Origin of the sequence: Bacillus sp. ok061, from assembly GCF_900108285.1 — a bacterium.
GTDB classification, from domain to species: Bacteria; Bacillota; Bacilli; order Bacillales; family Bacillaceae_G; genus Bacillus_A; species Bacillus_A thuringiensis_S.
This window is the reverse complement of record NZ_FNUW01000018.1, coordinates 20,861-47,522: the sequence shown is the minus strand read 5'-3', so window position 1 is coordinate 47,522 and position 26,662 is coordinate 20,861. Positions and strand designations below refer to the sequence as shown.

The window sequence follows — 26,662 nt, the reverse complement described above, 5'->3', positions numbered from 1 at the left end:
GTTACTTCCTACAAATCATAGGGGAAATAAAAAAGTAGTATAGAGTTAGTTAATGATGTTGAGAAATATTTGAAAAGAAGGAAAACAAAAAGAATAAAACGAATATTACATTTACACGTATTCAAAAGTGGTCTGAAATGAAAATAATACATTTTCAGGAGGGATTACGATGAGTAGTACAGTGAATAAACAAAAAGGTATACAATTGATTCCGTTTACCGTAAATAAGGTGGTAGAACAAGTAAATGAAATTCCACCAGGTGTACAACTGATTCACGCTCCACAAGTATGGGAAAAGAGTGTGAAGGGGCAAGATGTAGTCGTTGCCGTATTAGATACAGGGTGTGATACCAATCATATAGATTTAAAGGATCGTATTATCGGCGGAAGAAATTTCACAAAAGATTATGAAGCTGATCCAAATGTGTATCTTGATAATAACGGACATGGTACTCATGTAGCGGGGACGATTGCCGCGACTGAAAATGGTGTCGGTGTATTAGGAGTTGCACCACTTGCTAAAATGTTAGTATTAAAAGTTTTAGCGGGAGATGGTTCTGGAAGTTATGAGCAAATTATTGAGGCAATTCATTATGCTGTAAATTGGAGAGGGCCGAATCAAGAGAAAGTGAGAATTATTTCAATGTCACTTGGTGGTCCGCAAGATGTTCCAGAATTACATGAAGCAATTCAAAATGCGGTAAATCAGGATGTTCTCGTTGTATGTGCTGCTGGAAATAATGGAGATTGCGATGATGAAACAGAGGAATTAGATTTCCCAGGTGCTTATTCTGAGGTAATTGAAGTTGGTGCTGTTAATTTAGAGCGGAAGATTACATGTTTTAGTAATTCAAATCAAGAAATTGATCTAGTAGCGCCAGGTGATGAAATATTATCTACGTATCCAGATGGAAAATATGCTGTGTTAAGTGGAACTTCCATGGCGACGCCGCACGTTGCTGGAGCGCTCGCCTTGCTCATTAAACAGTGTGAGAAAGAATACGGTCGAAAGTTATCGGAGCCGGAAATATATGCACAACTCATTAAAAGAACTGTACCTTTAGGGTACGAACGTACATCTGAAGGAAATGGATTAATAGATTTATTAAAAGAATAGCCATATTAAAAAACATCTCATATTCATATGAGATGTTTTTTAATATGGCTTTGTCGCATGTAATACAACTTGTAACAAACCTGGGAATCTAGCATTTAAATCTTCTTCACGAATTGAAATGAAACGTTGTGTTCCTTCAAGGCGCGTGTACATAACACCTGACTCACGTAAAACTTTGAAATGGTGAGATAAAGTTGATTTCGCAATAGGAATGTTTAAAGCGCCACAAGATTGTTCGTTTTTCTCTAGTAACATATTTACAATTTGTAAACGAATTTGATCGCTAAGTGCATATAAGACAGAAGAAAATTGAATTTCTTCTCGATTTGGATGATAGAGTGTACGCATATTTCACCTGCTTGTATAAGTTGAGATATTTGCACTATAACATATAAAGTGGTATATTTCTATTGTTCGAATATATTCGAACAATAGAAATATAGGGGGAGAAAAAATGAAGTATACAAAATTGCAAAAGGCAGGATTAAATATTTCAAAGTTGGGTTTAGGTACAAATGCAGTAGGGGGACATAATTTATATGCTGATGTGAATGAAGAAGAAGGAAAGCAATTAGTAGAAGAAGCTATTCAGCAAGGGATTACATTTTTTGATACAGCAGATTCATATGGTGTCGGTAGATCTGAGGAATTGGTAGGAGAAGTATTAAAGGGAAAACGCCATAAGCTTATACTTGCTACAAAAGGTGGAATTCAACCGTTATTAAATGGAGAAACTTATATTAACAATGAACCAAGTTATTTAAGAAATGCTGTGGAGAATAGCTTAAGAAGGTTACAGACTGACTATATTGATTTATATTATTTACATTTTACAAATCCTGAAACAAGTTACATAGATTCAATCGGAGAGCTTACTCGTTTAAAAGAAGAAGGGAAAATTCGTTCAATTGGAATATCGAACGTAAACATAGAACAATTAAAAGAAGCGAACCAACATGGTCATATAGATGTTGTACAATCTCCGTACAATATGTTAGAACGTACGGCTGAGGAAGAACTGTTGCCGTATTGTATAGAAGCGGGTATTTCATTTATTCCATATGGGCCTCTTGCTTTTGGAATATTAGGTGGAAAATATAGAGAAGATTTTAAATTGAACGAAGTCGATTGGCGCCAAAATGTAAATCTATTTGAAGAAAATACATATAAGAGTAATTTTAAGAAAGTGGAAAAGTTAAAAGGGATAGCTAAAGAAAATGATATTGAAGTGTCTCATTTAGCGTTAGCATGGTTATTAAATAAAGAAGGAATTGATACAGTTATACCTGGTGGAAAGCGGGCAGAGCAAATAAGAGAAAGTGTGAAAGTGGTAGACGTTTCATTGAATAAAAGAGTCATGAAAGAAATCCAATCTATTTTAGAAGATTAGTGAAACAGAGGGATAGTACCCTCTGTTTATATAAGGAGAAGGTCTAAATGAACAGAGTACTAGCTGTATTTTTCACGATAATGTTTATGATCGGTACAGATACTTTCTTAATTTCACCACTGTTGCCGACATTACAACAGGTGTATCATGTTTCAACTGAGTTGTCAGGATGGATGGTAAGTTCGTATGCTTTAGGGTATGCTGGATTTGCGCTTATCGCTGGTCCTATATCAGATGGATTAAACAGAAAAAAAGTGATGGTACTAGGTATGAGTTTTTTTGCAATAAGTACGTTTTTGTGTGGAATTGCACCGAGTTTTTTATGGATGCTAACATTTAGATTTTTAGCAGGTGTAAGTGCAGCTTTTGTATCTCCACAAGTGTGGGCATCCATTCCGCTCCTTATAGAGAAAAAGCAAATTGTGAAAGCAATTGGGGTTGCAACAGCAGGGTTATCAATCTCTCAAATTTTAGGGCTGCCAATGGGAGCTTATTTAGCAACGATACATTATACGATGCCATTCTACTTCATTGGTATATTATCAGCACTACTTGTCATTCTTATTTATGTTGTATTACCAGAAATACAACCGGTTTATATAAGTGGAAATAAAAAATCTATCTTAAAGCGTTATAAACAATTACTTACAGATTCAAAGGTTTCACTTTCCTATTTTGCCTACTTTGTTTTTCAAACCGGAAATTTTGCTGCATTTTCATTCTTTGGTGTATGGCTTTCCGTTCAATTTGGGTTACAGGTTCATGAAGTAGGTACGGCTATGCTTGTACTAGGATTAGGAAATTTAGCTGGTAATATTTTTGGCCCTAGACTCGTAAATAAAATTGGTTACAATTTTTCTTTCTATGGTGGAATTGTATTTACAGCAGTGTTATATGTAATACTCCCTTATTTAAAGAGTATTATATTTGTTGAATTATTTTTCTTTGTTTTATTTTTTGTGACAGGAATTTTGTTTGTATTAATGATGGGACACTTACAAAACATGTCTACTATAGCAAGAGGAACAGGTGCTGCTCTTGCAAATGCCGCGATGTACATTGGCCAAATGATTGGTGCGGCAATAGCAGGAATGTTATTTGCAACATCTCACAATTTTATACTAGTAGGTAGCTTTACTGCGTTATTATATGTTGTAGCTTTATTTCTGTTTAGAAACAGTGAAAACATTAGTAAAGATAATGAAAAAGGAATTGCATCATAAAGTTTTAGTAAATCAAAAAGTACTTTTTTTGGTTAAGTCTAAAAGGTACTTTTCTTTTTGATTGCATAGTTGCAGCATTTTCATTATGTATACCTGCATCTTTAATAATTCTTTGTTCAGCTATATTATTGAAAAGGAATTGTAATAAAATTATGGAAAAATAAAAAATCCCTATGGTTATAGGGATTTATATATCGGCATATAGCTCCTCGGAAAAGGATATACCTAGTTTAACATATAGAAGTACTTATATTTGTGAAATAGATGTGAAAGTAATGTGAAAAATATTGTAATAAAAAGCACTGTTTTAGCTAATGTAGCTAAAACAGTGCTTTTCTCTTTGATTGAACAGTTGCAGCATTTTCATCATGTATACCTGCATCTTTAATAATTCGTTGTTTTGCTTTATTTAATAGATGGTTTACTGCTTCACCAAAATAGTTAGCTTCGCTTTTTGTGCGGGCTTCTCGTAAACATTTATAGTTTTCTAGCAGTTCCTCTTTTTCGGAGTTTGTTAAGAAATCTTCTATTTTCTTTTTTGTCATACGAAACACCCTTTCTCCTGACAAACGACGCAATAGAAAATATTTATTTCTCATTATAACAATAATTTTAAAAGAAAGTATACACTAACGTCGCAATAATTTGTCAATTTCTTGAATCTTCTCATCAGCTTTCCCAATTTGCGTATTTTTAGCCTGTTCGCCACCAAGAGCTTGATGTAGTAAGAAAGTTTGACCGGAAATAGCAGTTACAATGGATACTTTTATAATTTCTTTTATTGCGGTGACATCGAATAAAACGAGTCCGAGAAGTGCGGCTAGGCCCCCGGTAAAAATATCAGTTAAAAATCCAAAATGAAAAAATGTTTTCAAACGGCGTGGAAGCAATAACTTACCTTGGTTATTGATTAGATGGGAAACGAAGCCAGTAATGCCACCAACGAGAACAGCGGTTAGCCATTGATACATTTCCATCGAATCCACTCCTTTTAGTGAATAAGATTCGATTATTTTATATTGATTCCTTTTAATATTTCATATAAGCATATTGAGAAAGTTTGTTTGGGTATATTTTGTATTCAATTTAATTATAACAGAAAATTTCGATAGATTTTAGTCTATTATATGAATCATTTTTACAATAATATGAATGCAGAAAGGGGTGCGTGATATGAATATAGATTATCGAATAAGAAGTGTAGATGGTTATACAAAAAAAATAGGGGAATTAGTAAGCATGCTTGAGCATACGAGAGCTGTAACATTAGGCGAAGTAAGAAATTTATCAGTTGAGCAATTAGATTTAATTATGCAGAGTAGCGGAAATTCAATTGGTGCCTTATTAAAACATATAGCAGCTATTGAAAAAGTTCATCAGCTTATTTCATTTCAAGATCGTGACCTTACAAAAGAAGAATTAGAAATATGGGAAGATGCACTGTATTTAGGGGAAGGGGGTAGAGCGATCCGTGGTCATGAAATACAGTATTATGTACAACTTCTACAAAGTGTTCGAGAAGAATCTCTGAAGTATTTAAGTGAACAAGGTGATGAGTGGCTCATGTCAGAAAGAAAGTGGCCTAACGATGTAGCATATAACCAGCACTATCTTTGGTTTCATGTGCTAGAAGATGAAATTAGTCACCGAGGACAAATTAGAATGCTTAAAAACAAGTTATTTGAAAATTATGTTAAATAATGTGGATTTTTATAGGAGAATTCCATATAATGAGAGTAATTAAAATAAGAACGGGGTGATGTATTATGGCGAAAATAACTTATATGAATAATAAACCAAATACAAAGGTGGATGGAAAGGGCGAAACGATATAAGTGAGCGCACTATCCTTCCACTTAGATTAAACTAGGGAGGATATCAATTTGAATCAAAATATTTTAGAATCGTATGGCTGGGATTCTTTTTTTGAGGAACAAGCTGTAGAGAAATTTGAAGTAGGTCGTATTTTACTTGAGCATAAGCATATATATCGCATTATTTGTAACGATGGTGAATATATGGCAGAACTGTCTGGGAAGTTTCGGCATGAAGCAGTAACGAAAGGCGATTATCCAGCAGTTGGTGATTGGGTGTATATAAAAAAAATAGAGAATGAAAAGAAAGCTATCATTCATCGTATTTTTCCGAGAAGAAGCTCTTTTTCTAGACAAGAGGCTGGTACTCGAACGGAAGAACAAGTAATAGCAGCAAATGTAGATTATCTATTTTTAGTGAACGCACTTAATCATGATTTTAATGTTAGAAGGATGGAGCGTTATTTATTATTAGCGTATGAAAGCGGCGCTATGCCAGTTATTGTTTTAACAAAGAGTAGTATATGTAATGATGTGGAACAGAAAATTGTAGAAACGGAAGCTATAGCAATTGGTGTTCCTATTTTCGTTGTTGATAGTTTAGAGCATACAGGTATTGAATCGTTGCAGCAATTTGTTTCTTCAGGGAAAACAATTGCTTTAGTTGGGTCATCAGGGGTAGGAAAGTCAACTTTGTTAAATGCGCTAATAGGAATTGATGTAGCAAAAACGGGAGATATACGTGAAGAGGATAGTAGGGGGAGGCATACGACAACGCATCGAGAGTTATTCCAATTGCCTAGTGGCGCTCTCGTGATTGATACGCCTGGCATGAGGGAATTGCAACTTTGGGAAGGAAGCGAAGCGATTCAAACAACATTCTCTGATATTGAAGAACTTGCGACAACATGCCGTTTCCGTGATTGTAAGCATGAGAATGAACCAGGATGCGCGGTGTATAGTGCAATTGATAACGGACTTATTACTATAGATCGTTTGAAAAGCTATAAAAAATTACAAAGAGAATTAGCGTATTTTATGAGGAAACAAGATGCAATCCTTGCCAGAGCAGAGCGTGATAAGTGGAAAAAGCTTTCTAAACAACATAAAAAAATGTAAAAACCAAAGGGTGCCCCTTTGGTTTTTTCTATTTGTAAATTTTATAATAATATTATTTATATATATAGACAAAGGGAAATTAATTGTTTAAACTTTACAAAGTATTCATCATAATAGGTTATGAAAATAATAATTAGGGATTGGGAAATATTCATAATTAACTCAATTTAACTTTTAAATTTGAAAATTAGGAGGTTCATAATGGGTAAACTATTAAATTTGTTTCGTGATATGAAAGTAGCAAAAAAGCTATTAATTTCATTCTTTGTAATTTTAATTGCGGCTGTGTCTATTATCGGAGGCATGTCTTATCAAACAGCCAAAAAGAATTTTGAATCACAAATTAAGAGTAGTGCTAACGATAATATAAAAATACTGGATAATTTAATCAATCAAATGATTGATGCGAAATTTAATGATGTGAATAATTTTGCACGGGTGATTCAGGGGAATATGTATCAAGGAGATAATCAGGATGAATTAAGAAAAATGTTATCTCAATATATAAATTTAAATAAAGATATTGAACAAGTATATGTTGCCGGAAATGATAAAAAATTTGTACAAGAACCAAATATACAAATGGCAGCAGACTATGATCCAACAGAGCGTTCTTGGTATAAAGATGCAGTTGCAAAACAAGGTGGTATTGTTGTTACTGAGCCATATAAGGCAAAAGGAAATGGACATATTGTCGTAACAATCGCAAAACAAACAGAAGATAAAAATGGGGTTGTTGCGCTAGATTTAAGTTTAGATAATTTATTAAAAACATCAAAGTTAATTAATATTGGTAAAAAAGGATATGCCTTCATTTTAGATGGAAAGAAAAAAATAATTGCTCATCCACAAGAAAAGTCAGGGGAAAAAGCGGCTGATTCTTGGGCAAAGAAAATTTATGAAGATAATCACGGTGCTTTTTCATATTCTTATGGCGGTAGTGAAAAGAATATGGTATTTGCTACAAATGTAAAAACAGGTTGGAAAATTGGTGGGACTATGTACTCAAGTGAAGTAATTGAAGCTGCTCAACCTGTATTTTATAATATGTTAATTGTTATGCTTATCTCATTAGTAATAGGTGGAGCACTTATTTATTTTGTAACACTTTCAATTACGAAGCCTTTAAAGAGATTAGTTGTTACCTCTAAAGAAATAAGTGAAGGGGATTTAACGCAAACAATTGAAATTCATTCTAATGATGAAATCGGCCAACTTGCTAAAGGCTTTAATGAGATGACGAATTCGTTACGGACGTTAATCGGAAGAATTAACGATTCAGCTGGGCATGTTGCAGCGGCATCAGAAGAGCTAACTGCAAGTGTAAGGCAAGCAAGTGAAGCGACTGAGCAAATCACAATCGCAATGGATGAAATATCAAGTGGGGCAACGACGCAAACAACAAGCGTAGAAAATGGCGCTATGTTACTGTTTGATGTAACGGAAGGAATTCAGCATGTAGCAAATAGTTCATCATCTATTAATACGGCTTCTGCACATACTCGTGAAAAAGCAGAAGATGGTGGGAAACTAGTAGGAAGAACAGTAAACCAGATGCAGTCTATTGCAGAATCTGTGTCACAATCAGATGCAGTTATACAATTACTAAATAATAAATCAAAACAAATTGGTGATATTTTAGAAGTAATTCAAAATATTGCAGATCAAACAAACCTTCTAGCTCTAAATGCGGCGATTGAAGCTGCAAGAGCCGGTGAGCATGGAAGAGGTTTCGCGATTGTTGCAGATGAAGTGCGTAAATTGGCAGAGCAGTCTAGCGTATCTTCTAGTGAAATTAGTAAATTAATATGTGAAATACAAGATGATATGGGTAAGACAGTCAAATCTATGAATCATGTAAATGAGGAAGTTCAATCTGGACTTGTTATCGCAAATGAAACGAAGCAAAACTTTGCTGAAATTTTACAATCTACAAATGAAATAGCTAATCAAATTAAGACGATGGTTGAAACGGCTAATGGAATGTCAAAAGGGGCAAATGAAGTATCTATTTCGGTAGGACAAATTGCAATGACAGCACAAAATAATGCAACAAGCACACAAAATGTTGCGGCTTCAGCTGAAGAACAGCTAGCTTCGATGGAGGAAATTGGATCCGCAGCGGGCACGTTATCTCAAATGGCTGAAGAGTTACAAGGACTAATTGATAGATTTAAAGTTTAACAGAGAACAGGCTGTCCCTAAAATAGCAGTATGTATTGGGGTAGTCTGTTTTATTATGTAAATTTAAATGTGGGATGTAGAGTCCTCTTATGACGTTTAAAATGGTATTTTGCATAATATTTGTCGAAAAATAGAGGTATTTGTTAGCTTTGTGTATAATTGTTAACCTATAGAATACAAATAAAAGGAGAGTATTATGGGAGTGTACTGGGGGACAAAAAGACATTCTTGGCTTAGTTACGTTTCATTTTGGCTAAGTATTTCATTTTTTATTGTTTTTCTAATTGAAGTGTTTATATTAAAAACACTTTCGAATAGCTCGGTGCAAATTGTTAAATATTTTTATTTTATACTTGTACCAGTAAATATTTTTCTTAGTTTAAAGTTACTATTTAAGAAGAATGAAAAGAAAGCGTTACCTATTTTTAGTTTCATTGTCTCATTATTATTCGCAATGTTAATAATCGTATTAGTTTTAGCAGCTATAGGGAAGTTCTTTTAAGGGGAGTGGTATAAGTCACTCTCCTTTTTTATTTGTGTTAGTCTTACTATATGTAAAAGTGTGAATGCTGTGAGCTAATAAAAGCAGACTGTAGACAATATTTGCATTGATTAAAGTCTGATGTTATTTGAACTTGTAAGAGGGTATGGAGTAATGAGGTAATATACATAATAATGGAGATAGAATTAGTTATTTTATAAGTATGTATGAAGCAAATGAATACGGTAAGAACGGTGATATATGGTACAATAGCTATGGATAGTGATAGAGATAAAGGGTATATAAAATACTCATCGTTTTTAGTAAGAGAGGGGTTATCTTATGCTATACGAGGATTTGGAGACATTATTTCAAACAGCTCCGAAAGAAGATAGAGGCGGATGGAAATATATAATCCAAGAACAAAATGATACATATAAAATTGTTGATGAAATTCTGAAAAATCAAATGAGTGTCGAATTGTATTTTAATGAATACGATGAGGTGAAAATCACTTTATATAAAGATGGAATTCCCATTACGACTATGCAAAGAATTGCGATTTCAAAAGTTGAATTAGACGAAGAGGAAGAGGGTATTCAATTTGTTTTAGAGCGCATGCCTAGTCGAATGATTCGGTTGCAATTAAAGCCGTATTTAGCATTAGAAATGGGGCCGTACTGGGAAGTATGTGATGATTGTGAATGAACATAAAAAAGCATCCAATAACATGGATGCTTTTTTATGTTTTTTGAAGTTGTTTAAATGCAATGATTGGAAGTATAACAATACTTACCCATCCGATGATAGGATATAGAATGTGAAGTAAGTCACTGTAACCGATGTAACTAAAGCAATAACTAATTAGTAAAATAAAGAAAATAATATTGTTATTTTTCCACCCAGTAATAGATTGCATCTGTTTTGTCATTCCGAACACATTACCAACTAAAGTTGTGAAAACTTCACCGAAAATAATGAGAACGAAGAAGAAGTGAAAAGTTGCATTAAATCTTCTTATGACTTCAGCCATTGGGATGTTATATTGATAAAATTGATCGACTGATAAGATTGCTAAATGGCTGCATAATAAAATTAAAGAAAGTCCAGCACCCCCTAAAATCCCACCCCAAAAAATGGCTTTTCGATCCTTAACTTCACTGGCTAATGGGACGAGAACACTTTGGGCGAGAGAAAGATTTAAGGCGACATATGTAATAGGGCTAGTAATCCATTTCATATTCCAACTCTCTGCAGGAATAGTGTTATTAATGGAAGGTGTACCGTGAAAAAAGGTTGTAATAGCAAGTCCGATAATAAAAATCATCATAATAGGTACGACAAGTGTATTTACTTCAAAAACACCTTGTAATCCGCGGCTACTTATAATGAGACAAGCGATAACTGTAATGAGAATACCGAGTTGTCTTGGTAAGCGAAGTTGCTCTTCAAATACTGCACCAGCCCCTGATAACATAACGCTCGTTACGCCGAATAAAACGAGTAATAATAATGTGTTTACAACATTCCCAAATACATCCCCAAATAAATATTTGTTAAATTCTTGCGCTGAAAATGCCCCAATTTGCGATGAAAGTAACATCATCTTTGTGCCGAGCCAAATAAAAAAAAATCCACTTACACATATGCCAATTGTCCCGTATAATCCATTCACTGTGAAAAATTCAACAATTTCTCGTCCAGTAGCAAATCCAGCTCCAACGACAGTTCCGATATAAGTAGCAGCTACTTTCTTTGCTACTTGCCATTGTTGATTGTCCATGTTATCCCTCTTTCTACTATGATGAGCTTGATGTACTATTATGCATATGTATGAGCTTGGACAATTAGACGTATGAAGTGTTTGAAAAAATACATGAATTAAATGATATTAGGGAAGTATTAAAGGTGTTAAAACTTTGTTACATATAAGCCGATTGTTCGAAAGGAAAGGAAATGTATGGTAAAATGTAATTAGGTTATTAAAAGATAAACATTACAAAATGATAAGAGGAGTGGGTTGTATGAGTACGAAAACAAATGTTGTTGAAGTATTAAACAAGCAGGTAGCAAACTGGAATGTGTTATATGTGAAACTACATAATTATCACTGGTATGTGACAGGGCCACACTTCTTTACATTACATGAGAAATTTGAAGAGTTTTATAATGAAGCTGGAACGTATATTGATGAGTTAGCAGAACGTATTTTAGCTTTAGAAGGTAAACCATTAGCGACAATGAAAGAATATCTCGCAACATCTAGTGTCAGCGAAGGGACAAGCAAAGAATCTGCAGAAGAAATGGTGCAAACATTAGTGAATGATTATTCTGCACTTATTCAAGAATTAAAAGAAGGTATGGAAGTTGCGGGCGAAGCTGGCGATGAAACATCAGCTGACATGTTGTTAGCAATTCATACAACATTAGAACAACATGTATGGATGCTAAGTGCATTCTTAAAATAACGATAAATATATAGAAACCCATTGAAAAATTATTTCAATGGGTTTTTTTATGATTTTTCAGTTTTCTTTTATGCTATAATATAGTAAAAAGGAGGCGATGCGATGTTTCGCTTTTTCAGAACTGGAAAAGAAGAGCGGGAAATTACGAAAGATGAATTAGAACAAGCGATGGCTCAGTTTTTAGAAACGAATGCTAATATTGTTTATACAGTATTAGTAAATGACGATTATACAGTGAATTATGATTTGTTAAAACCGTATTTACCTGCATTTCCAACAAATGATTTTCTCATAACGAAGGAAACGCTTGAGGTATTTGAACATACAGCAGAAAATTTAAACCTAGTGAAAGAAATTGATGTCGTACAAAAAGCAGTAGATCAATACGTAACAGAAAAAGAAATGTTCCCAATTGTTGAAGGTAGCGAAGATCGCCTCATATGCGGAATGAAACTAGGACCTTACTTAAATCGTAGCTTAAAAAGAGACTTATATATTTCAGAAAAACATTATTTAGTTTCAAGTAAACCAGATAGAAAAAAACAAAAGAGCGGGTAGATGTAATGAAAACAACAATACATATATTGTTGTCTTTTTTTGTTTGTTAAAATATTGATTTTTCAGTCTATTTTTATTTATACTAAATGCATTGGACAGGGAAGAGTAACTATTAAGCATCATTCTGAGAATAAGATATTGTTAGCGTGGGTTATACAAAGTGGTATAAAGATTCGCAAAAAAATATTATAAAAGGTTTCGGGGGAATTGGTACATGAAAAATAGTATGACTTACATTCAATTATTAAATGAAACGCTACGTTGTTATGCAAATAAAGGAAGTTTTGAAGCGTACAATTATATAATGGAAAATGCTACAGGTGTAATAGGGAATGAGGCGCAAATATATAATTTTAAGTATGCGCTCGCAGGTGCATCGGGACTTGAAAAAGAAGCATTACATTTAATGAGAGAGGCCATTATAGAAAAGGGATTCTGGTATGGAAATGAGTATTTAATTTCGGACGATGATTTAAAATCACTACATAAATTTGAAGAATTTCATACAATGGTTCAATTATGTAAAGAAAGAGAAGAATTAGCATATAAAACGGAAAGACCAGACGTGAAATATATATACAGCAAGAAAGAGGGAAATCTACTACTTACATTACATGGTGATCAAGAAAATATTCAAATAGTAGAGCCATATTGGAAATCAGTTTTGACACAAGATTACACGTTAGCTTTACCACAGTCTTCACAAATTCAGTTTTCAGATGGATTTGTTTGGGATGATCTAGAGAGAGGGAAAGGGAATTAAAAGAGCATTACAATAAGTTTATAGAAAATCATACAGTAGAAAATGTAATAATTGGTGGTTTTTCTACAGGGGCAAGAGTAGCTTTATATACGATTTTACAAAAAGATATAGATGTAGATGGTTTTGTTTTTATGGCACCCTGGCTTCCCAAGATTGAAGAATGGGATGAGTTGTTGAGTGTGCTGCAGGATAAACAGATAAAAGGATATATAGTATGCGGGGATCAAGATGAAGATTGTTTCGAATCCGTGCAGCAATTTGTACAACTATTAAGAGATAAGAATATAGAACATAAGTATAAAGTTGTGCCTGACTTAGATCATAATTATCCTATTAACTTTGATGAGCTATTAAAAGAAGCTATTGAATATATAGGAAATGAAAACAATAAGTAGTAAGAAAAAGAGATGCATCATATGTGATGCATCTCTTTTTAGAATTATAAATTAAAAGCATTTGCTAGTAAGCGATAAGACTTTAATTTATGTTCGAATTGATGAGTAATCGTGACAATCATAAATTCGTCAGTATTGTATGCTTTGCTTAAGTTTATTATTTTTTCTTTTACAGAAGACGGATCACCAACAATCATACGTTGACGATTTTCTTTTATACGGAATAAATCATAAGCGCTGTATGAATAATTTTGAGCAGTTTCAATAGAAGGTGTACCAGTAGTTCGTTTTCCTTGCTCTAATAATAAGATTGATAAATCTAAACTAGAAGCAATTTTTTCTGCTTCTTCATTTGTTTCTCCGCAAATAACAAAAATAGCAACGATTGACTTTGGTTTATCTCCTAAAAATGAAGGCTGATATTGTTCTTGGTAAGCCCTCATAACTTCAGGGCCTCCAAAGCCATTAATAAATTGTGCAAATGCGAAAGAAGCTCCGTTGTTTGCAGCAATTTTAGCGCTCTCTCCACTAGAACCGAGCATCCACATTTCAGGAGATGTTGGGATAACTGGAGTGGCTTTTAAGTTTGCATAATGATGGTTTTCTGGTACTTGATCATGTATGTACATTGCAACGTCTGCAATTTGTTCTGGATATTGATCAAGTGAGACCATTTTCCCTTCTTGAAGTGCGCGAGTTGCTATTGGCATACCACCAGGGGCTCTACCAACACCGAGATCGATACGATTTGGATACAGTGCTTCTAAAACCCGGAAATTCTCAGCAACTTTATATGGGCTATAATGCGGTAACATAACACCACCTGAACCTACTCTAATATGGTCCGTTTTCGTGGCAATATGAGAAATAAGTATTTCTGGACTTGAACCAGCTAAGCTTACGGAATTATGATGTTCGGATACCCAAAAACGTGTGAATCCGAGTTTTTCAACTTCTTGTGCAAGCGTAACTGTATGTGAAAAAGCTTGGGCTGCTGTGCTACCATCTGAAATAGGTGATTGGTCTAATACACTTAACTTGATCATAGAATATACCTCTCAATCTTAATGTACATCCTATTATATATTTACTTATGAAAAATGCGTAGCGAAATGCTCAAAATGAAAAGCGGATAATCTTATTTCCGTTTTTAACGAGAAAATCCGCGTTCATAATGATTCATTTCGACTAGATTTAAAATATATTCATAGTTGTCAATTTCACGTTTTAGCTGTTCACGTTCTTTTTCAGATAGTGTCATATTGCTAAGTTTTTTACATAAGTTTTGTTTCTTTAATTCTAAATGTTTTTTTGTAGCATGGTAGTCATAAGTATGTTTCATTTTTAACCACTCCTTCTTTGCAGTTGCTATATTATACGAAGCATAAAGAAATATGAAATCTGTCTCTTATGTATTTTTAGTGAATATTCAAATTGCAATGGTGTTATGTTTATGGGGATCTATGAATAAAATGCACTAAACCACTAACGTCCATTTGATGAAATAAGGGGTGGAATTGTGCAGAAAGATATAATGTATAACACTGAAATGGATGAAGCGTTAAAAGTTATAGATAAAGGATTGAAGAAGACGATAAATCCAAAACAAATTATTGTAGTGGGAGCTGGTATGGCTGGATTAGTTTCAGCATCTTTATTAAAGGCTGCAGGACATGATGTGAAAATTTTTGAAGCAAACAACCGGGTAGGTGGCCGTATAGAGACAGTTAGAATGGAAGATACCGGATTATATTTAGATGTTGGAGCAATGAGAATTCCGTATACGCATAGATTAACGATGGCATATATAAGAAAATTTGGGCTACAGGTGAGCCCTTTTATTAATAGGAATGAGACGGATATTATCTATGTAAATGGACGGAAAACGACGTTGAAACAATATGAAAAGGATCCGAGTATTTTAAGGTATCCTGTGGAAATGAACGAAGTGGGAAAAACGTCTGAAGAACTATTGTTATTAGCAGTACAGCCGATAATAAATTTTATTAAAAGAAATCCAGAGGAAAATTGGGATGTTGTAGTGAAGGATTTTGGGAGATATTCCACAGGACAATTTTTAAAGTATCACCCTTATCAGTATAATACTTACTTTTCGCCAGTAACAATTGAGATGATCGGTGTTCTATTAGATTTAGAAGGTTTTTTAGAACGGTCGTTTGTAGAGACTTTACGATTTCTATACATTATGCAAGAGGAGAGCGGATTTTGTGAAATTATGGGCGGGAATGATAGATTACCAAAGTCATTTTTACCGCAATTAGAAGAAAATATTATATATAATCAAAAATTAATGAAGTTACATCAACACGATAATGGTGTGACAGCTTTCTATCGGAACGAGGAAACTTTTGAATATAGTAGTATTACAGGAGATTTAGTTATTGTTACTATCCCGTTTTCGACAATGCGTTTTGTAGAAGTAGATCCGTTTGATTCTATATCTCATGAAAAATGGAAAGCAATTCGTGAATTGCATTACATGCCTGCGACGAAAATAGGAATTCAATTTAAAAGCAGATTTTGGGAAGAACAAGGGCAATTAGGTGGCAGAATTATAACAGATTTGCCAATTCGTTATGCCTATTATCCAAGTCATGGAATTGGAGAAAAAGGACCTGCTATGATGTTAGGTAGCTATACATGGTCTTACGATGCATTGTTATGGGATGGTTTATCAAAAGGCGATCGTATTTATTACGCCTTACACAACTTAGCAACAATATTAGATGGTCAAGTGTATGATGAGTTCATATCTGGAATATCAAAAAGCTGGACATTGGATCCGTATGCGCTTGGAGGATTTGCGCTTTTTCAAGCAGGTCAAGAATCTGAGCTACAACCAGCGATTGTCAAACCAGAGGGGAGAATATTCTTCGCTGGAGATCATACAACGCTATATCACGGATGGATTCAAGGTGCGATTGAATCTGGAATTCGTGTAGCGATGGAAGTGAATGAGTAAAATGTATTTAATTCAGAAAATTCTTTACTATATAACTTGAGATGGATATTATTATATATAAAAGAATTATAGGGAGTGTTTACAGTGAATCCGTTATTATTCGATTTTCCTTCTGAATTTTATACTGACAGGCTTTTTATTCGAATGTCGAAACCAGGAGATGGTAAAGTTGTATATGATGCAATTCAAGCTTCAATACAAGAACTAAAACCTTGGATGGCTTTTGCACAAAAAGAGCAAACAGAGGAAGAAATAGAAGAGAGTATTAGAAAATCGCATATTCAATTTTTGCAACGTGAGGATTTAAGATTACTAGTATTTTCGAAAGAAACAGGTGAATTTATTGCTTCTGCCGGATTACATCGCATTAATTGGGATATACCTCAATTTGAAATCGGATATTGGATTGATACAAGGTTTAGCGGAAAAGGCTATATGGTAGAGGCTGCGAAAGGTATAACGGATTATGCTTTTTCTGAATTGAAAGCAAACCGTGTAGAAATTCGTTGTGATTCTCTAAATAAAAAGAGTAGAGCGATACCTGAGAAATTGGGCTTTAAATTAGAGGGGATTTTAGAAAGTGCGAGTGTTGCAGTAGATGGAAATGGATTAAGGGATATGTGTGTATTTGCAATGACGAGAAATACATATAAAAAAGAAGAGCTGTAAGAAACAGCTCTTCTTTTTGTGTATTATGGTACAGGATGTCCATTAGAGCTTTCGAAAATTGTAAACCATTGTTGACGATCTAAGTTAACGTTTGTAGCAAGAGCGGCCGTTTTTACACGATCTAATTTACCAGATCCAACGATTGGTATCATGTTAGCTGGATGCGCAAGTAACCAAGCATACATAACCGTATCGATACTAGTAACACCGAGCTCAGTAGCAACTTTTTGCACAGTTTCACGTACACGTACGGCGCGTTCTGATTGACCAGTAAAGATTTCCCCACCAGCAAGAGGTGACCAAATCATTGGATTGATTCGTTTTTCTTGGCATAAATCAATTGTCCCTTTTTGAAAGTGCTCAAGCTGCAATGCAGAAACTTCAATTTGGTTCGTAATAAGCGGGAAATCTAAGTAAGAACTTAACATATTAAATTGTGAAGGTAAGAAGTTAGATACACCGAAGTGACGAACTTTTCCGTCTTGTTTTAATTGTGAAAATGCCTTTGCCACTTCATTTGGATCCATAAAAGGGTCGGGACGATGAATAAGTAATACGTCAATATAATCTGTATGTAAATTTTTTAGTGATGCTTCTGCACTTTGAATAATGTGCTCTGCACTAGTATTGTAGTGAGCAACATATCGCTCTGGAAATTTTGGTGATGGGGGAGCGATTCCACACTTTGTAATAATTTGCATGTTTTCTCGTAAGGAAGGCTTTAATTGTAAAGCTTCTCCAAACAACCCTTCACACGTATATCCGCCGTAAATGTCAGCGTGATCAAAAGTAGTAATTCCCATATCCATACAATCTTCAATGAAAGAAAGTAATTCTTGTTTCGTCATATTCCATTCTGCTAAACGCCAAAATCCTTGAATAATACGAGAGAATTCTAGCGTTTCATTCATTTGAACTCGTTCCATTATAAGTACCCCCTTGATGAATGATTATTATTTTGAAAAGGCTTTCTTACTACGTATTATTATATAGTTTGGAGGGCGTACATACAATAAATATGTTTTGCTAAAAAAATGATTTTCTCTATATGCTATAATGTAGAAACATATAGCTATAAGGAGATGTAAGGAATGATTCCAGTAACAATATTAACTGGTTTTCTTGGATCAGGGAAAACGACTTTATTAAATCGTATTTTATCAGAAAATCACGGTAAGAAATTAGCGGTGATTGTAAATGAAATAGGACAAATTGGCATTGATAATCAGTTGATTATGAATGTGGAAGAAGAAATTATGGAAATGACAAACGGTTGTCTATGTTGTACTGTACGTGAAGATTTACTTGTTGCTTTAAAACAGTTACTGGACGTAAAAGCAGAAGGGAAAATGGATTTTGATGGTTTAGTAATTGAAACGACTGGCCTTGCAAATCCAGGGCCGATTATTCAAACATTCTTTTTAGATCCAGTCATTCAATCTGCATACCAAATTAATGGTGTTGTAACGGTGGTAGATAGTTATCATATACATAAACATTTTGAAAAAGGATTAGAAGCAAAAGAGCAAATTGCGTTTGCTGATGTCGTTTTAGTAAATAAATTAGACTTAATTGAAGAGAGTGAGAAAGAAAATCTCTTGCATGAAATTCAAGGAATTAATCCGACTGCAAAGTTAATCGAGGCGACTAACTGTGAGGTAGATATACCATCTTTATTACAAATTCAAACGTTTAAAACGAAAGATACGTTGCAAATTTACCCTCATAAAGAACATAACCACTTAGAAGGTGTGAAATCATTTGTATTACGTGAAGAACGTCCGCTAGATTTACAAAAGCTTAATGAGTGGATGTCAGCTGTCGTTCAAGAGCTAGGGGAATATTTATATCGTTACAAAGGAATTTTATCGATAGACGGAGTAGATAAACGTATCGTTTTCCAAGGTGTACATACGTTATTTGCCGCTTCGTACGATAGAGAGTGGCAAGAGGGCGAAGAGCGAGTAAGTGAAGTAGTTTTTATCGGAAGAGATATTAATAAAGAGTGGTTCCAAGAACATTTTCAGGAGTGTGTGAAATAAGTCTGCGTAAATTGCAGGCTTATTTTTTATGAGCATTCTATTAGATTGCAAAACAGAATTAAATAAGGAAAAGAAACTAAAAATTGATAAAGTGAAACTTTAATCAGTGGGGGGGGGGGTTGTTCATCCCCCACTGATTATCAGCCCTCACCAATCGGGCTTTTACGGGCAACAGGGCCCCCCGCCTAACTTCTTTGCTTCCGCTGAATTTTGAGATGAGGGTCTTACTGTCCGCAAATAGCGGGATAAATGTATAATAAAAAGCCTGCTTTCACAGGCTTATGTTTTCGTCTATTAGTAACTCCATTACAACACCTACAACTGGACCTTCATCATCAATATCACCATTTAAGCGGAAACCAAATGATTCATATAGTCCCATTGCAAGTTTGTTGTCTGGATGTAAACTTAAGTAAATTATTTTACATTCGAATTTTTCTTGTAAGAATTGAATGAGTAAGCGAAGGAAACGTTTTGCGTATCCTTTTCCTTGATATTGTTGGTCAATCATAAAGCGATCGAGCCATACGCTTTTATGTTTTTCTGAATACCATCCATACATTGCGTATCCTACAAGTGTTTCTCCATCATATAAACCTACTGACGTTCCGTTTCCTTCATATAATGATTCTGCTAAAGAAAACGCGTTACTTTCAATAAATTGTTGCTGATCTTTTGTAACGTTTAAAGCAACTACTGAACGCCAATTTTTTGCTGTTACTTCACAAATGTGAAGATTCATAATTCCAACTCACCTTCTAAATTAATATAGCTTTAAAGCTAATATGGATAATTTTACTTGTTATTTTGGTCAAGTCAAGGATAAATACATAAAAAGGCAGCTGAATACCAGATTCAGCTGCCTAGAAAATATAATGGATTAGTTTATTGCTTCTTTCAATGTGTTTACGTTTTCTTCCATTAAAGTGAAGTAATCTTTATTATTTTTCGCATCATCTTCAGAAATAGTAGCTAAGTGATTTAAGCGTAAAACTTTTGTACCAGTTTCTTTTTGAATTACGGATGCTACTTTTGGAGTAGAGAACGTTTCGAATAAAATATATTTTAGACTATGTTCTTTTACTGTTTTTGTAATGTCAGCAAGCTGCTTTTGAGATGGTTCATCAGAAGCTGAAATTCCAGCGATAGGAATTTGTTTTAGGCCGTATCGTTGTTCCCAGTAACCATAGGCAGCATGAGAAACTAAAATTTCTTTCGTTTTTGCGTTCGCTACAGCTGCCTTAAATTGATCGTCTAAATCAGTAAATTTAGTTTGAAGTGCTGCGAAGTTTTTTTCGAATTCTTGTTTATGTTCAGGTTGTAATTCTACAAGTGCATTTTTAATTTTTTCCGCCTGTTTCATTGCTAGAGTAGGATCTAACCAAACATGCGGGTCTTTATCGTGATGATGTTCATCTTCTTTATGGCCATCTCCATGATCATGATGCTCTTCTTCAGTAGAAGCACGAAGCTCAATACCTTTAGATGCATTTACAATTTTAACATTTTCTTTTTGTAATGTTTTTTCCATTTTTTCAGCAAATGGTTCTAATTCAGCGCCGTTATAAACGAATAAATTAGCTTTTGCAACTTGTACTGTTTGTTTTTGACTTGGTTCAAATGTATGTGAATCTGCACCAGGTGGGTAAATTGCTTCAACATTTACATAGTCGCCACCGATTTTCTTTGCAAAATCAGCAAGTGGGAAAATCGTTGTATAAACTGTTAGCTTTCCATCTTTCTTGGCATTACTTTCTTTTTTATTTGAGCAGCCAGCGAAAATTAAGGTGAAAATAAGTAAGAATGAAAATATAGTCAATCTTTTAGGCATGAAGTTCTCCTCTTTTCTTTTTTACGGATATATTTTCCCCAATTATAGAAGAAAAATATCATTTTAATACAAAACGGAATAATTACGTTTTAGTTTGCGAACTTAGTATAATACATCTTTAATAAAGTTGCAATAAATAATAATCATTCCGATTTGTTTTTGTTATAAAGTTGTCAAATATAAGTGTATTATTTTTGCAAATGCATGCATATGTGACAACGCTGTTTTCATATATTGAAAAGGAGGTTAAAGAGGGGGATGAGCGCTTGGGTTACTTAATGGAAGCTATTTTATTAATATTAGCGGTAGTATTGCCATTATCTTTTGTATTAATTTTTTTAAGAAGATTAATAAGTAATTTAGGGGACGCTACAACAATAACGAAATTACAAGAGAGAGATGAGAAAAAAGAGTGAGTAAAACACTATGCGTACGCATAGTGTTTTACTTGTGGTAAAATAAGAGCAGGAAACTCCTGAAGGTTGTATTTTACTGAAGGAGAGAAAAGTAAAATAAGAGGTATATGCATATATGAATAAGCGAACAGCGTTAATACTTGGTGCAAGTGGTTTAGTTGGACAAGAGATAACGCGTCTATTACTTGAATCAGATTACTATGATTCGGTTACTATTTTTGTAAGAGAGCCAATGCAATGGCAACATGAAAAGTTACAGCAGAAACAAGTTGATTTTTCGGTATTAGAGGAATATAAAGAGTTCTTTGCTGTGGATGATGTTTTTAGTTGCTTAGGAACAACAATAAAAAAAGCAAAAACAAAAGCAAATTTTAAAAAAGTAGATTATGAATATACGTTACGAGCTGCTTGTTTAGCTGAAAAACAAGGGGTACAAAATTTCCTTGTTGTGTCTTCTATGGGAGCGAATCCTAAATCATTTTTCTTTTATTCACAAGTGAAAGGAAGAATGGAAGAAGAATTGCAAAAGTTAGTGATCGGTGGTATTCACATTTTTAGACCATCATTATTAGTAGGAAATCGACAAGAATTTCGTTTCGGCGAACGAATGGCTGAAAAGTTATCTCGTATTATTCCTTTTATCTTTAAAGGGGCTTTCAAAAAGTATAAACCAATTTCAGCTAAAGATGTGGCGAAAGGGATGTATATAACCGCGCTGCGCGAAGAATCGGGTATCCATACTTATAATTCAAATGAAATTCCAACGATAGAATAAATAAAACCGAGAAGAATGACTTCTCGGTTTTATTTATTCGTATGAATTTTTCCTGGTGCTCGCTTATATTGGTGAGGTTCTTGCAATTCAAAGCCAAGTTCATTGGCTGCTATTCTCGGGAAGTACGGGTTGCGAAGTAACTCACGTCCGATGAAAATTAAATCTGCTTCGTTATCATTTAAAATTTGCTCTGCTTGAGATCCAGTCGTAATCAATCCAACTGCACCAGTTGCAATGTTAGCATGCTCTTTAATATGTTTAGCATATTGTACTTGATACCCAGGATAAACATCGATGCGTGCAGGGACAACAGCCCCAGAGCTACAATCAATTAAATCTACTCCTTGTTCTTTCATCCATTTTGTATACTGAACATAATCTTGAACTGTTAACCCGTCAGGATGATAATCATTTGCTGAAATACGGACAAATAACGGTCCGTTCCAAACTTCATTTATCGAGTCAATGATTTCGCGTAAGAAACGATAGCGGTTTTCAGGTGAACCACCATATTCATCAGTCCGCTTATTGGAAAGCGGAGAAAGAAATTCATTAATAAGATAACCGTGAGCACCGTGTATTTCAATAACATCAAATCCGGCTTGTTTTGAACGTAACGCGGCCCTCTGAAAAGCTAATATAGTCTCTTTGATTTGATGTATATTCATTTCTACGGGTATTTTCATCGTATCATTAAAAGGAATTGCAGAAGGAGCGAAAGCATTCGTATCTAATTCAGCTTTTCTTCCGGCGTGAGCGAGTTGAATGGCAGCTTTTGCACCGTTATCATGTATAAAAGTAGTCGTTTTATGTAAGCCTTCAATTAGGTTGTCATCCCAAATGCCTAAGTCTTTGTTAGAAATTCGTCCTTCAGCTAAAACCGCAGTTGCTTCAACCATAACTAAACCTACTTGGCCAGCAGCGCGAGTTCCATAATGAATGAGATGGAAATTCGTAACGCGGCCATCTTCATTCCCCGATGAATACATACACATAGGCGACATAACGATACGATTTTTTAGTGTAACGTTCTTAATTGTATAAGGTGAAAAAAGCTTGGAATTCATCAAATAGCCCCCTTGATTGAATTTTCTTATATTTTAACATTTTCTTTTTTGTTTCCCTAATAAAACGCTTATACGAAAAATTTTGTTTATTCGTGTTACAATGACTAATATGAACTGAATTGGAGGATGACATATGTACCAGGCTTATTATGAAAGCGAAGTAGGTTTGCTAGAAATTACAGCAAATCAAGAAGGAATTACGTCTGTTATATTTGTTGATGAACGACAAGAAGAGAATAAAAATGAAATGATAGAACAATGTATAAATGAGTTAGATGAATATTTTAAAGGGAAAAGAAAAGAGTTTACGGTCCCGCTGTCTGCGGAGGGAACCGCATTTCAAAAAAATGTATGGGATGCACTTTATACTATTCCGTACGGCGTAAGTGCTTCATATTTAGATATTGCAGAGAAAGTTGGAAATACAAAAGCTGTACGGGCAATAGGAGGGGCAAATAGTCGGAATCCAATTTCAATAATCGTTCCATGTCACCGTGTAATAGGAAAGAGTGGAAAGCTTGTTGGATATGCTGGTGGTTTATGGAGGAAAGAGTGGTTATTAAAACACGAAGGTATTTTGAAATGACGTATGGATGGGAAGAGGGATTGTTTTGAAATGTATAAATTGTGGGCAACCTTGCGAGGAGGAACAGTTAAATTGTACAAGTTGTCAGCGAAACTTGGATAATGAACAAGGTGAAGGTAGCTCGTTAATAGATAAAGAACTAGAAGTATATGTAGGGAGACAATATCCGTATTACAAAAGGAAATGGGAGCTTGAGAATAAGCGGATTGCTAGGTGGAGCTGGAATGGTTGGGCTGCTATTTTCAATATAGGCTGGCTAGGATATCGTAAGTATTATGTACCAGCTGCTTTATTTATGTTGTTATTAGTAGCGTGTGATGCATTTTCGTATTATATGGGATTTAATGTAGCGTTGCCAATCATTAATATGGTGCCGCTTACGTTTTTATTACTCATTTTTATTCTGTTTGGAATGGGGATTTTTGCAAATGGATTATACTATCAATTTGCGGAAAGACGTATATACCGAATAAAAGCAAGAGAAATAAAAGATAAATCAGTTGAAAACTATCTTATCCATGATAGCGGCGGAACGAGCAAAATGGGAGCGACAATTGTTACTATTTTAGCAGTTGCTAGCATATTTTTTAGTCATTTCTTTTTTCCGACTGACCGAGACGTTATTCAAAAGGTTCGTACCAGCTCGCTTTATGAATATCCTTTCTTTTCAATAGGTGAATCTTTCGAAAATTATTTTCAAAATTCAGGTTGGATATATTATCGTGGAACGGAAGGGTTAGAATTAGTAGAATTCCAAGGATATAACGCCGGAACGCCAAGGCAAAAAGTGGCGATTCAATTTGTTGTCGATTATAAATTGGGTGAAGTGGAACCATACTCACTTACGGTTAATGGTGAATCTAAAAATGAAGAAGAGTTTTTGAAGATGATGGAAGAAATATTTAAGGTCCAAAATCCATTTGATATAGAGGATGGATTACAAGTAAATGCTATTCAAAAAAGCGGCTGGAAAGAAATTTCTGACCGCTTTTTTCTATGTTTGTTAAAATAAATATTTAAAATAATCAGAATCTTTTGTATAATGAAATATATTATATAGGATTCAACTTATACATATAGATTGGGGGAAGGAAGAATGAAGAGAAAGACAACAACAATTGCTGCACTTGCGTTAACGACGAGTGTATTGGTTGCAGGATGTGGGAATGGTGAGAAGGCTTCGACAACGAAGAAAGAATCGAATAAGGGAATGGCAGATAAACAAGTTTTAAATTTGCTAGAAACAGCTGAAATTCCTTCAATGGATACATCTAAATCAACGGATTCTGTATCTTTCCGGGTATTTGTAAATGCAATGGAAGGTTTATATCGTCTAGATAAAGATAATAAACCAACACCAGGCATGGCAAAAGATGTGAAGATTAGTGAAGATAAAAAGACATATACATTTGAATTACGTGATGCGAAATGGTCAAATGGTGATCCAGTTCGAGCACAAGATTTTGTATATGCATGGCAACGTACATTAGATAAAGCAATAGCGGCAGAATATGCATTCATCTTATTTGATGTGAAAAATGCACAGAAAGTAAATAAAGGAGAATTACCATCAGATCAATTGGGGGTTAAAGCGAAGGATGATAAAACGTTGGTAGTAGAATTAGAGCAACCAGCACCTTATTTTCTTGAGCTTACGTCATTTCCTACATTTTTCCCATTAAATGAAAAATATGTGAAAGAGCAAGGAGATAAATATGGATTAGAAGCAGATAAATTATTATATAATGGACCATTTACAATGAGTCAATGGAAACATGAACAAAATTATCAGTTAAAGAAAAATCCTAATTATTGGGATAAAGATACTGTAAAGTTAGACGAAATTAATGTAAGTATTGTGAAGGAAACAAGCACGGGAGTAAATTTATATGATAGTGATCAAGCAGATCGAGTTATTTTAACTTCTGAATTTGTTGATAAATATAAAAAGAATAAACCAGATGAATTTAAAACGAAGTTAGATCCACGCATATATTTCTTGCGTTTTAACCAAAAAAATGCAACATTTAAAAACCAAAAAGTACGTGAAGCAATTGATTTGGCATATGATAAAAAAGGAATTGCTGATGTCATTTTAAATGACGGTTCATTGCCAGCATATTTCTTAGTACCTGAAAAATTCACGACAGGTCCGGATGGAAAAGACTTCCGCTCTGTAAATAAAAACTTCCGTGATAGTAAAGATAATGCAGAGAAAGCAAAAAAATTATGGGAAGAAGCGAAGAAAGAGCTTGGTCAAGATACAATTACGGTTGAATTACTAAACGATGATAACGGTAGCCGTAAAAAAGTAGGCGACTTTATTAAAGAAGAACTAGAGAAAAACTTGCCTGGTATTAAAGTGAATTTGAAACAGCAACCATACAAGCAGAAGCTAGATTTAGAAAAGAAATTCCAATATGAATTCTCATTATCTGCATGGAGCCCTGATTATCCGGATCCAATGACTTATATTGATATGTTTGTTACTGGAAGCTCATTTAATGAAATGGATTATTCTAATCCGAAGTATGATGATTTAGTAGCGAAATCAAAAGGAGAGCTATTAAAAGATGATAAAGCACGCTGGAATGCACTTGCGGAAGCTGAAAAAATCTTAATTGGTCAAGACGCAGCAATTTCTCCTACGTACCAACAAAGTACAGCTTATTTAGAGAAGCCATTTGTAAAAGGTATTGCTAATCATACGTTTGGTGGGGACTTTAGTTATAAATGGGCATATATTACAAAAAAATAGTACAATAAAAGATGAGCGAATGT

28 protein-coding genes and 1 pseudogene are annotated in these 26,662 nt (G+C 34.3%); 19 read left to right on the top strand and 10 right to left on the bottom strand.

What is annotated here, in order from left to right:
• The first annotated feature begins 169 nt into the window (after positions 1-169).
• Positions 170-1,117, top strand: a complete 948-nt coding sequence (locus tag C4S65_RS21645) for a serine protease (protein WP_000099758.1) — start codon at positions 170-172, stop codon at positions 1,115-1,117.
• Between the two features lie 39 nt (positions 1,118-1,156).
• On the opposite strand, the gene C4S65_RS21640 is transcribed toward C4S65_RS21645, so the two are convergent.
• Positions 1,157-1,465, bottom strand: coding sequence for a helix-turn-helix transcriptional regulator (locus C4S65_RS21640; RefSeq protein ID WP_061667464.1), 309 nt, complete (start codon positions 1,463-1,465; stop codon positions 1,157-1,159).
• A 106-nt stretch (positions 1,466-1,571) separates the two neighbouring features.
• Here C4S65_RS21640 and C4S65_RS21635 point away from each other — a divergent pair, with 106 nt between their 5' ends.
• Both C4S65_RS21635 and C4S65_RS21630 read left to right on the top strand, forming a co-directional pair.
• Positions 1,572-2,507 carry an aldo/keto reductase gene (locus C4S65_RS21635; RefSeq protein WP_000877947.1) on the top strand — a complete coding sequence of 312 codons (936 nt, stop codon included), beginning with the start codon at positions 1,572-1,574 and terminating at the stop codon, positions 2,505-2,507.
• A gap of 47 nt (positions 2,508-2,554) precedes the next feature.
• Positions 2,555-3,730: an MFS transporter gene (locus C4S65_RS21630; protein WP_001082502.1), complete on the top strand. Its 1,176-nt coding sequence runs from the start codon at positions 2,555-2,557 to the stop codon at positions 3,728-3,730.
• A 320-nt stretch (positions 3,731-4,050) separates the two neighbouring features.
• Here C4S65_RS21630 and C4S65_RS21620 read toward each other — a convergent pair whose 3' ends face one another.
• Together C4S65_RS21620 and C4S65_RS21615 are read right to left on the bottom strand one after the other, a co-directional pair.
• Positions 4,051-4,275 (bottom strand): hypothetical protein, encoded by a 225-nt coding sequence (locus C4S65_RS21620; protein WP_000162602.1) that lies wholly within the window; start codon positions 4,273-4,275, stop codon positions 4,051-4,053.
• An 84-nt stretch (positions 4,276-4,359) separates the two neighbouring features.
• Positions 4,360-4,707, bottom strand: coding sequence for a DUF4257 domain-containing protein (locus C4S65_RS21615; RefSeq protein ID WP_098838643.1), 348 nt, complete (start codon positions 4,705-4,707; stop codon positions 4,360-4,362).
• Between the two features lie 196 nt (positions 4,708-4,903).
• On the opposite strand from C4S65_RS21615, the gene C4S65_RS21610 reads away from it, so the two are divergent.
• The 5 genes from C4S65_RS21610 (at position 4,904) to C4S65_RS21585 (ending at position 10,036) form a co-directional block, all read left to right on the top strand.
• A complete protein-coding gene (locus tag C4S65_RS21610) occupies positions 4,904-5,431 on the top strand; it encodes a DinB family protein (RefSeq protein WP_098838644.1) in 528 nt (175 codons plus the stop codon).
• A gap of 182 nt (positions 5,432-5,613) precedes the next feature.
• A complete protein-coding gene (gene rsgA / locus C4S65_RS21605; protein ID WP_061667467.1) occupies positions 5,614-6,663 on the top strand; it encodes a ribosome small subunit-dependent GTPase A in 1,050 nt (349 codons plus the stop codon).
• 201 nt (positions 6,664-6,864) lie between these two features.
• The gene (locus C4S65_RS21600; protein ID WP_098285900.1) at positions 6,865-8,847 is read left to right on the top strand and encodes a methyl-accepting chemotaxis protein; all 1,983 of its coding nucleotides are present in this window, start codon (positions 6,865-6,867) and stop codon (positions 8,845-8,847) included.
• Between the two features lie 196 nt (positions 8,848-9,043).
• Complete coding sequence (locus C4S65_RS21590) at positions 9,044-9,349, top strand: hypothetical protein (protein ID WP_061667468.1); 306 nt, start codon at positions 9,044-9,046, stop codon at positions 9,347-9,349.
• A gap of 321 nt (positions 9,350-9,670) precedes the next feature.
• The gene (locus C4S65_RS21585; RefSeq protein ID WP_000965065.1) at positions 9,671-10,036 is read left to right on the top strand and encodes a DUF3979 family protein; all 366 of its coding nucleotides are present in this window, start codon (positions 9,671-9,673) and stop codon (positions 10,034-10,036) included.
• Between the two features lie 34 nt (positions 10,037-10,070).
• Here the strand turns inward: C4S65_RS21585 and C4S65_RS21580 are convergent, their stop codons facing one another.
• Positions 10,071-11,111, bottom strand: coding sequence for a GerAB/ArcD/ProY family transporter (locus C4S65_RS21580; RefSeq protein WP_000370209.1), 1,041 nt, complete (start codon positions 11,109-11,111; stop codon positions 10,071-10,073).
• Positions 11,112-11,352: 241 nt separating this feature from the next.
• Here C4S65_RS21580 and C4S65_RS21575 point away from each other — a divergent pair, with 241 nt between their 5' ends.
• The 3 genes and pseudogenes from C4S65_RS21575 (at position 11,353) to C4S65_RS21565 (ending at position 13,512) form a co-directional block, all read left to right on the top strand.
• The gene (locus C4S65_RS21575) at positions 11,353-11,796 is read left to right on the top strand and encodes a Dps family protein (protein ID WP_000105199.1); all 444 of its coding nucleotides are present in this window, start codon (positions 11,353-11,355) and stop codon (positions 11,794-11,796) included.
• 102 nt (positions 11,797-11,898) lie between these two features.
• Positions 11,899-12,354, top strand: coding sequence for a DUF3939 domain-containing protein (locus C4S65_RS21570; protein WP_000488205.1), 456 nt, complete (start codon positions 11,899-11,901; stop codon positions 12,352-12,354).
• 214 nt (positions 12,355-12,568) lie between these two features.
• Positions 12,569-13,512, top strand: a pseudogene (locus C4S65_RS21565) (alpha/beta hydrolase).
• 44 nt (positions 13,513-13,556) lie between these two features.
• Here C4S65_RS21565 and C4S65_RS21560 read toward each other — a convergent pair.
• A complete protein-coding gene (locus C4S65_RS21560) occupies positions 13,557-14,558 on the bottom strand; it encodes an LLM class flavin-dependent oxidoreductase (RefSeq protein ID WP_000594050.1) in 1,002 nt (333 codons plus the stop codon).
• A 104-nt stretch (positions 14,559-14,662) separates the two neighbouring features.
• Positions 14,663-14,854 (bottom strand): DUF3896 domain-containing protein, encoded by a 192-nt coding sequence (locus C4S65_RS21555; RefSeq protein ID WP_000683368.1) that lies wholly within the window; start codon positions 14,852-14,854, stop codon positions 14,663-14,665.
• 177 nt (positions 14,855-15,031) lie between these two features.
• Between C4S65_RS21555 and C4S65_RS21550 the strand changes: the two genes are divergently transcribed.
• Both C4S65_RS21550 and C4S65_RS21545 read left to right on the top strand, forming a co-directional pair.
• Positions 15,032-16,495 carry a flavin monoamine oxidase family protein gene (locus tag C4S65_RS21550; protein ID WP_061667469.1) on the top strand — a complete coding sequence of 488 codons (1,464 nt, stop codon included), beginning with the start codon at positions 15,032-15,034 and terminating at the stop codon, positions 16,493-16,495.
• An 84-nt stretch (positions 16,496-16,579) separates the two neighbouring features.
• Positions 16,580-17,164, top strand: a complete 585-nt coding sequence (locus C4S65_RS21545; protein ID WP_001068753.1) for a GNAT family N-acetyltransferase — start codon at positions 16,580-16,582, stop codon at positions 17,162-17,164.
• 23 nt (positions 17,165-17,187) lie between these two features.
• Here C4S65_RS21545 and C4S65_RS21540 read toward each other — a convergent pair whose 3' ends face one another.
• Positions 17,188-18,090 carry an aldo/keto reductase gene (locus C4S65_RS21540; RefSeq protein WP_061667471.1) on the bottom strand — a complete coding sequence of 301 codons (903 nt, stop codon included), beginning with the start codon at positions 18,088-18,090 and terminating at the stop codon, positions 17,188-17,190.
• A gap of 165 nt (positions 18,091-18,255) precedes the next feature.
• Here C4S65_RS21540 and C4S65_RS21535 point away from each other — a divergent pair, with 165 nt between their 5' ends.
• Positions 18,256-19,206: a GTP-binding protein gene (locus C4S65_RS21535; RefSeq protein WP_000613427.1), complete on the top strand. Its 951-nt coding sequence runs from the start codon at positions 18,256-18,258 to the stop codon at positions 19,204-19,206.
• 271 nt (positions 19,207-19,477) lie between these two features.
• Here C4S65_RS21535 and C4S65_RS21525 read toward each other — a convergent pair whose 3' ends face one another.
• Both C4S65_RS21525 and C4S65_RS21520 read right to left on the bottom strand, forming a co-directional pair.
• Positions 19,478-19,948: a GNAT family N-acetyltransferase gene (locus C4S65_RS21525; RefSeq protein WP_001048683.1), complete on the bottom strand. Its 471-nt coding sequence runs from the start codon at positions 19,946-19,948 to the stop codon at positions 19,478-19,480.
• A 138-nt stretch (positions 19,949-20,086) separates the two neighbouring features.
• Positions 20,087-21,037: a zinc ABC transporter substrate-binding protein gene (locus tag C4S65_RS21520; protein ID WP_001126156.1), complete on the bottom strand. Its 951-nt coding sequence runs from the start codon at positions 21,035-21,037 to the stop codon at positions 20,087-20,089.
• Between the two features lie 266 nt (positions 21,038-21,303).
• Here C4S65_RS21520 and C4S65_RS34550 point away from each other — a divergent pair, with 266 nt between their 5' ends.
• Together C4S65_RS34550 and C4S65_RS21510 are read left to right on the top strand one after the other, a co-directional pair.
• Positions 21,304-21,453 (top strand): hypothetical protein, encoded by a 150-nt coding sequence (locus C4S65_RS34550; protein ID WP_000540932.1) that lies wholly within the window; start codon positions 21,304-21,306, stop codon positions 21,451-21,453.
• A gap of 115 nt (positions 21,454-21,568) precedes the next feature.
• Positions 21,569-22,228: an oxidoreductase gene (locus tag C4S65_RS21510; RefSeq protein WP_001042739.1), complete on the top strand. Its 660-nt coding sequence runs from the start codon at positions 21,569-21,571 to the stop codon at positions 22,226-22,228.
• 29 nt (positions 22,229-22,257) lie between these two features.
• Here C4S65_RS21510 and namA read toward each other — a convergent pair whose 3' ends face one another.
• Complete coding sequence (gene namA, locus C4S65_RS21505) at positions 22,258-23,295, bottom strand: NADPH dehydrogenase NamA (RefSeq protein WP_098301073.1); 1,038 nt, start codon at positions 23,293-23,295, stop codon at positions 22,258-22,260.
• A gap of 133 nt (positions 23,296-23,428) precedes the next feature.
• On the opposite strand from namA, the gene C4S65_RS21500 reads away from it, so the two are divergent.
• The 3 genes from C4S65_RS21500 (at position 23,429) to C4S65_RS21490 (ending at position 26,639) form a co-directional block, all read left to right on the top strand.
• Positions 23,429-23,881 carry a methylated-DNA--[protein]-cysteine S-methyltransferase gene (locus C4S65_RS21500; RefSeq protein ID WP_000283913.1) on the top strand — a complete coding sequence of 151 codons (453 nt, stop codon included), beginning with the start codon at positions 23,429-23,431 and terminating at the stop codon, positions 23,879-23,881.
• A 25-nt stretch (positions 23,882-23,906) separates the two neighbouring features.
• Positions 23,907-24,893 carry a DUF2628 domain-containing protein gene (locus tag C4S65_RS21495; protein ID WP_141551107.1) on the top strand — a complete coding sequence of 329 codons (987 nt, stop codon included), beginning with the start codon at positions 23,907-23,909 and terminating at the stop codon, positions 24,891-24,893.
• 84 nt (positions 24,894-24,977) lie between these two features.
• Positions 24,978-26,639, top strand: coding sequence for a peptide ABC transporter substrate-binding protein (locus C4S65_RS21490; RefSeq protein ID WP_061667472.1), 1,662 nt, complete (start codon positions 24,978-24,980; stop codon positions 26,637-26,639).
• The last annotated feature ends 23 nt before the right edge of the window (positions 26,640-26,662 follow it).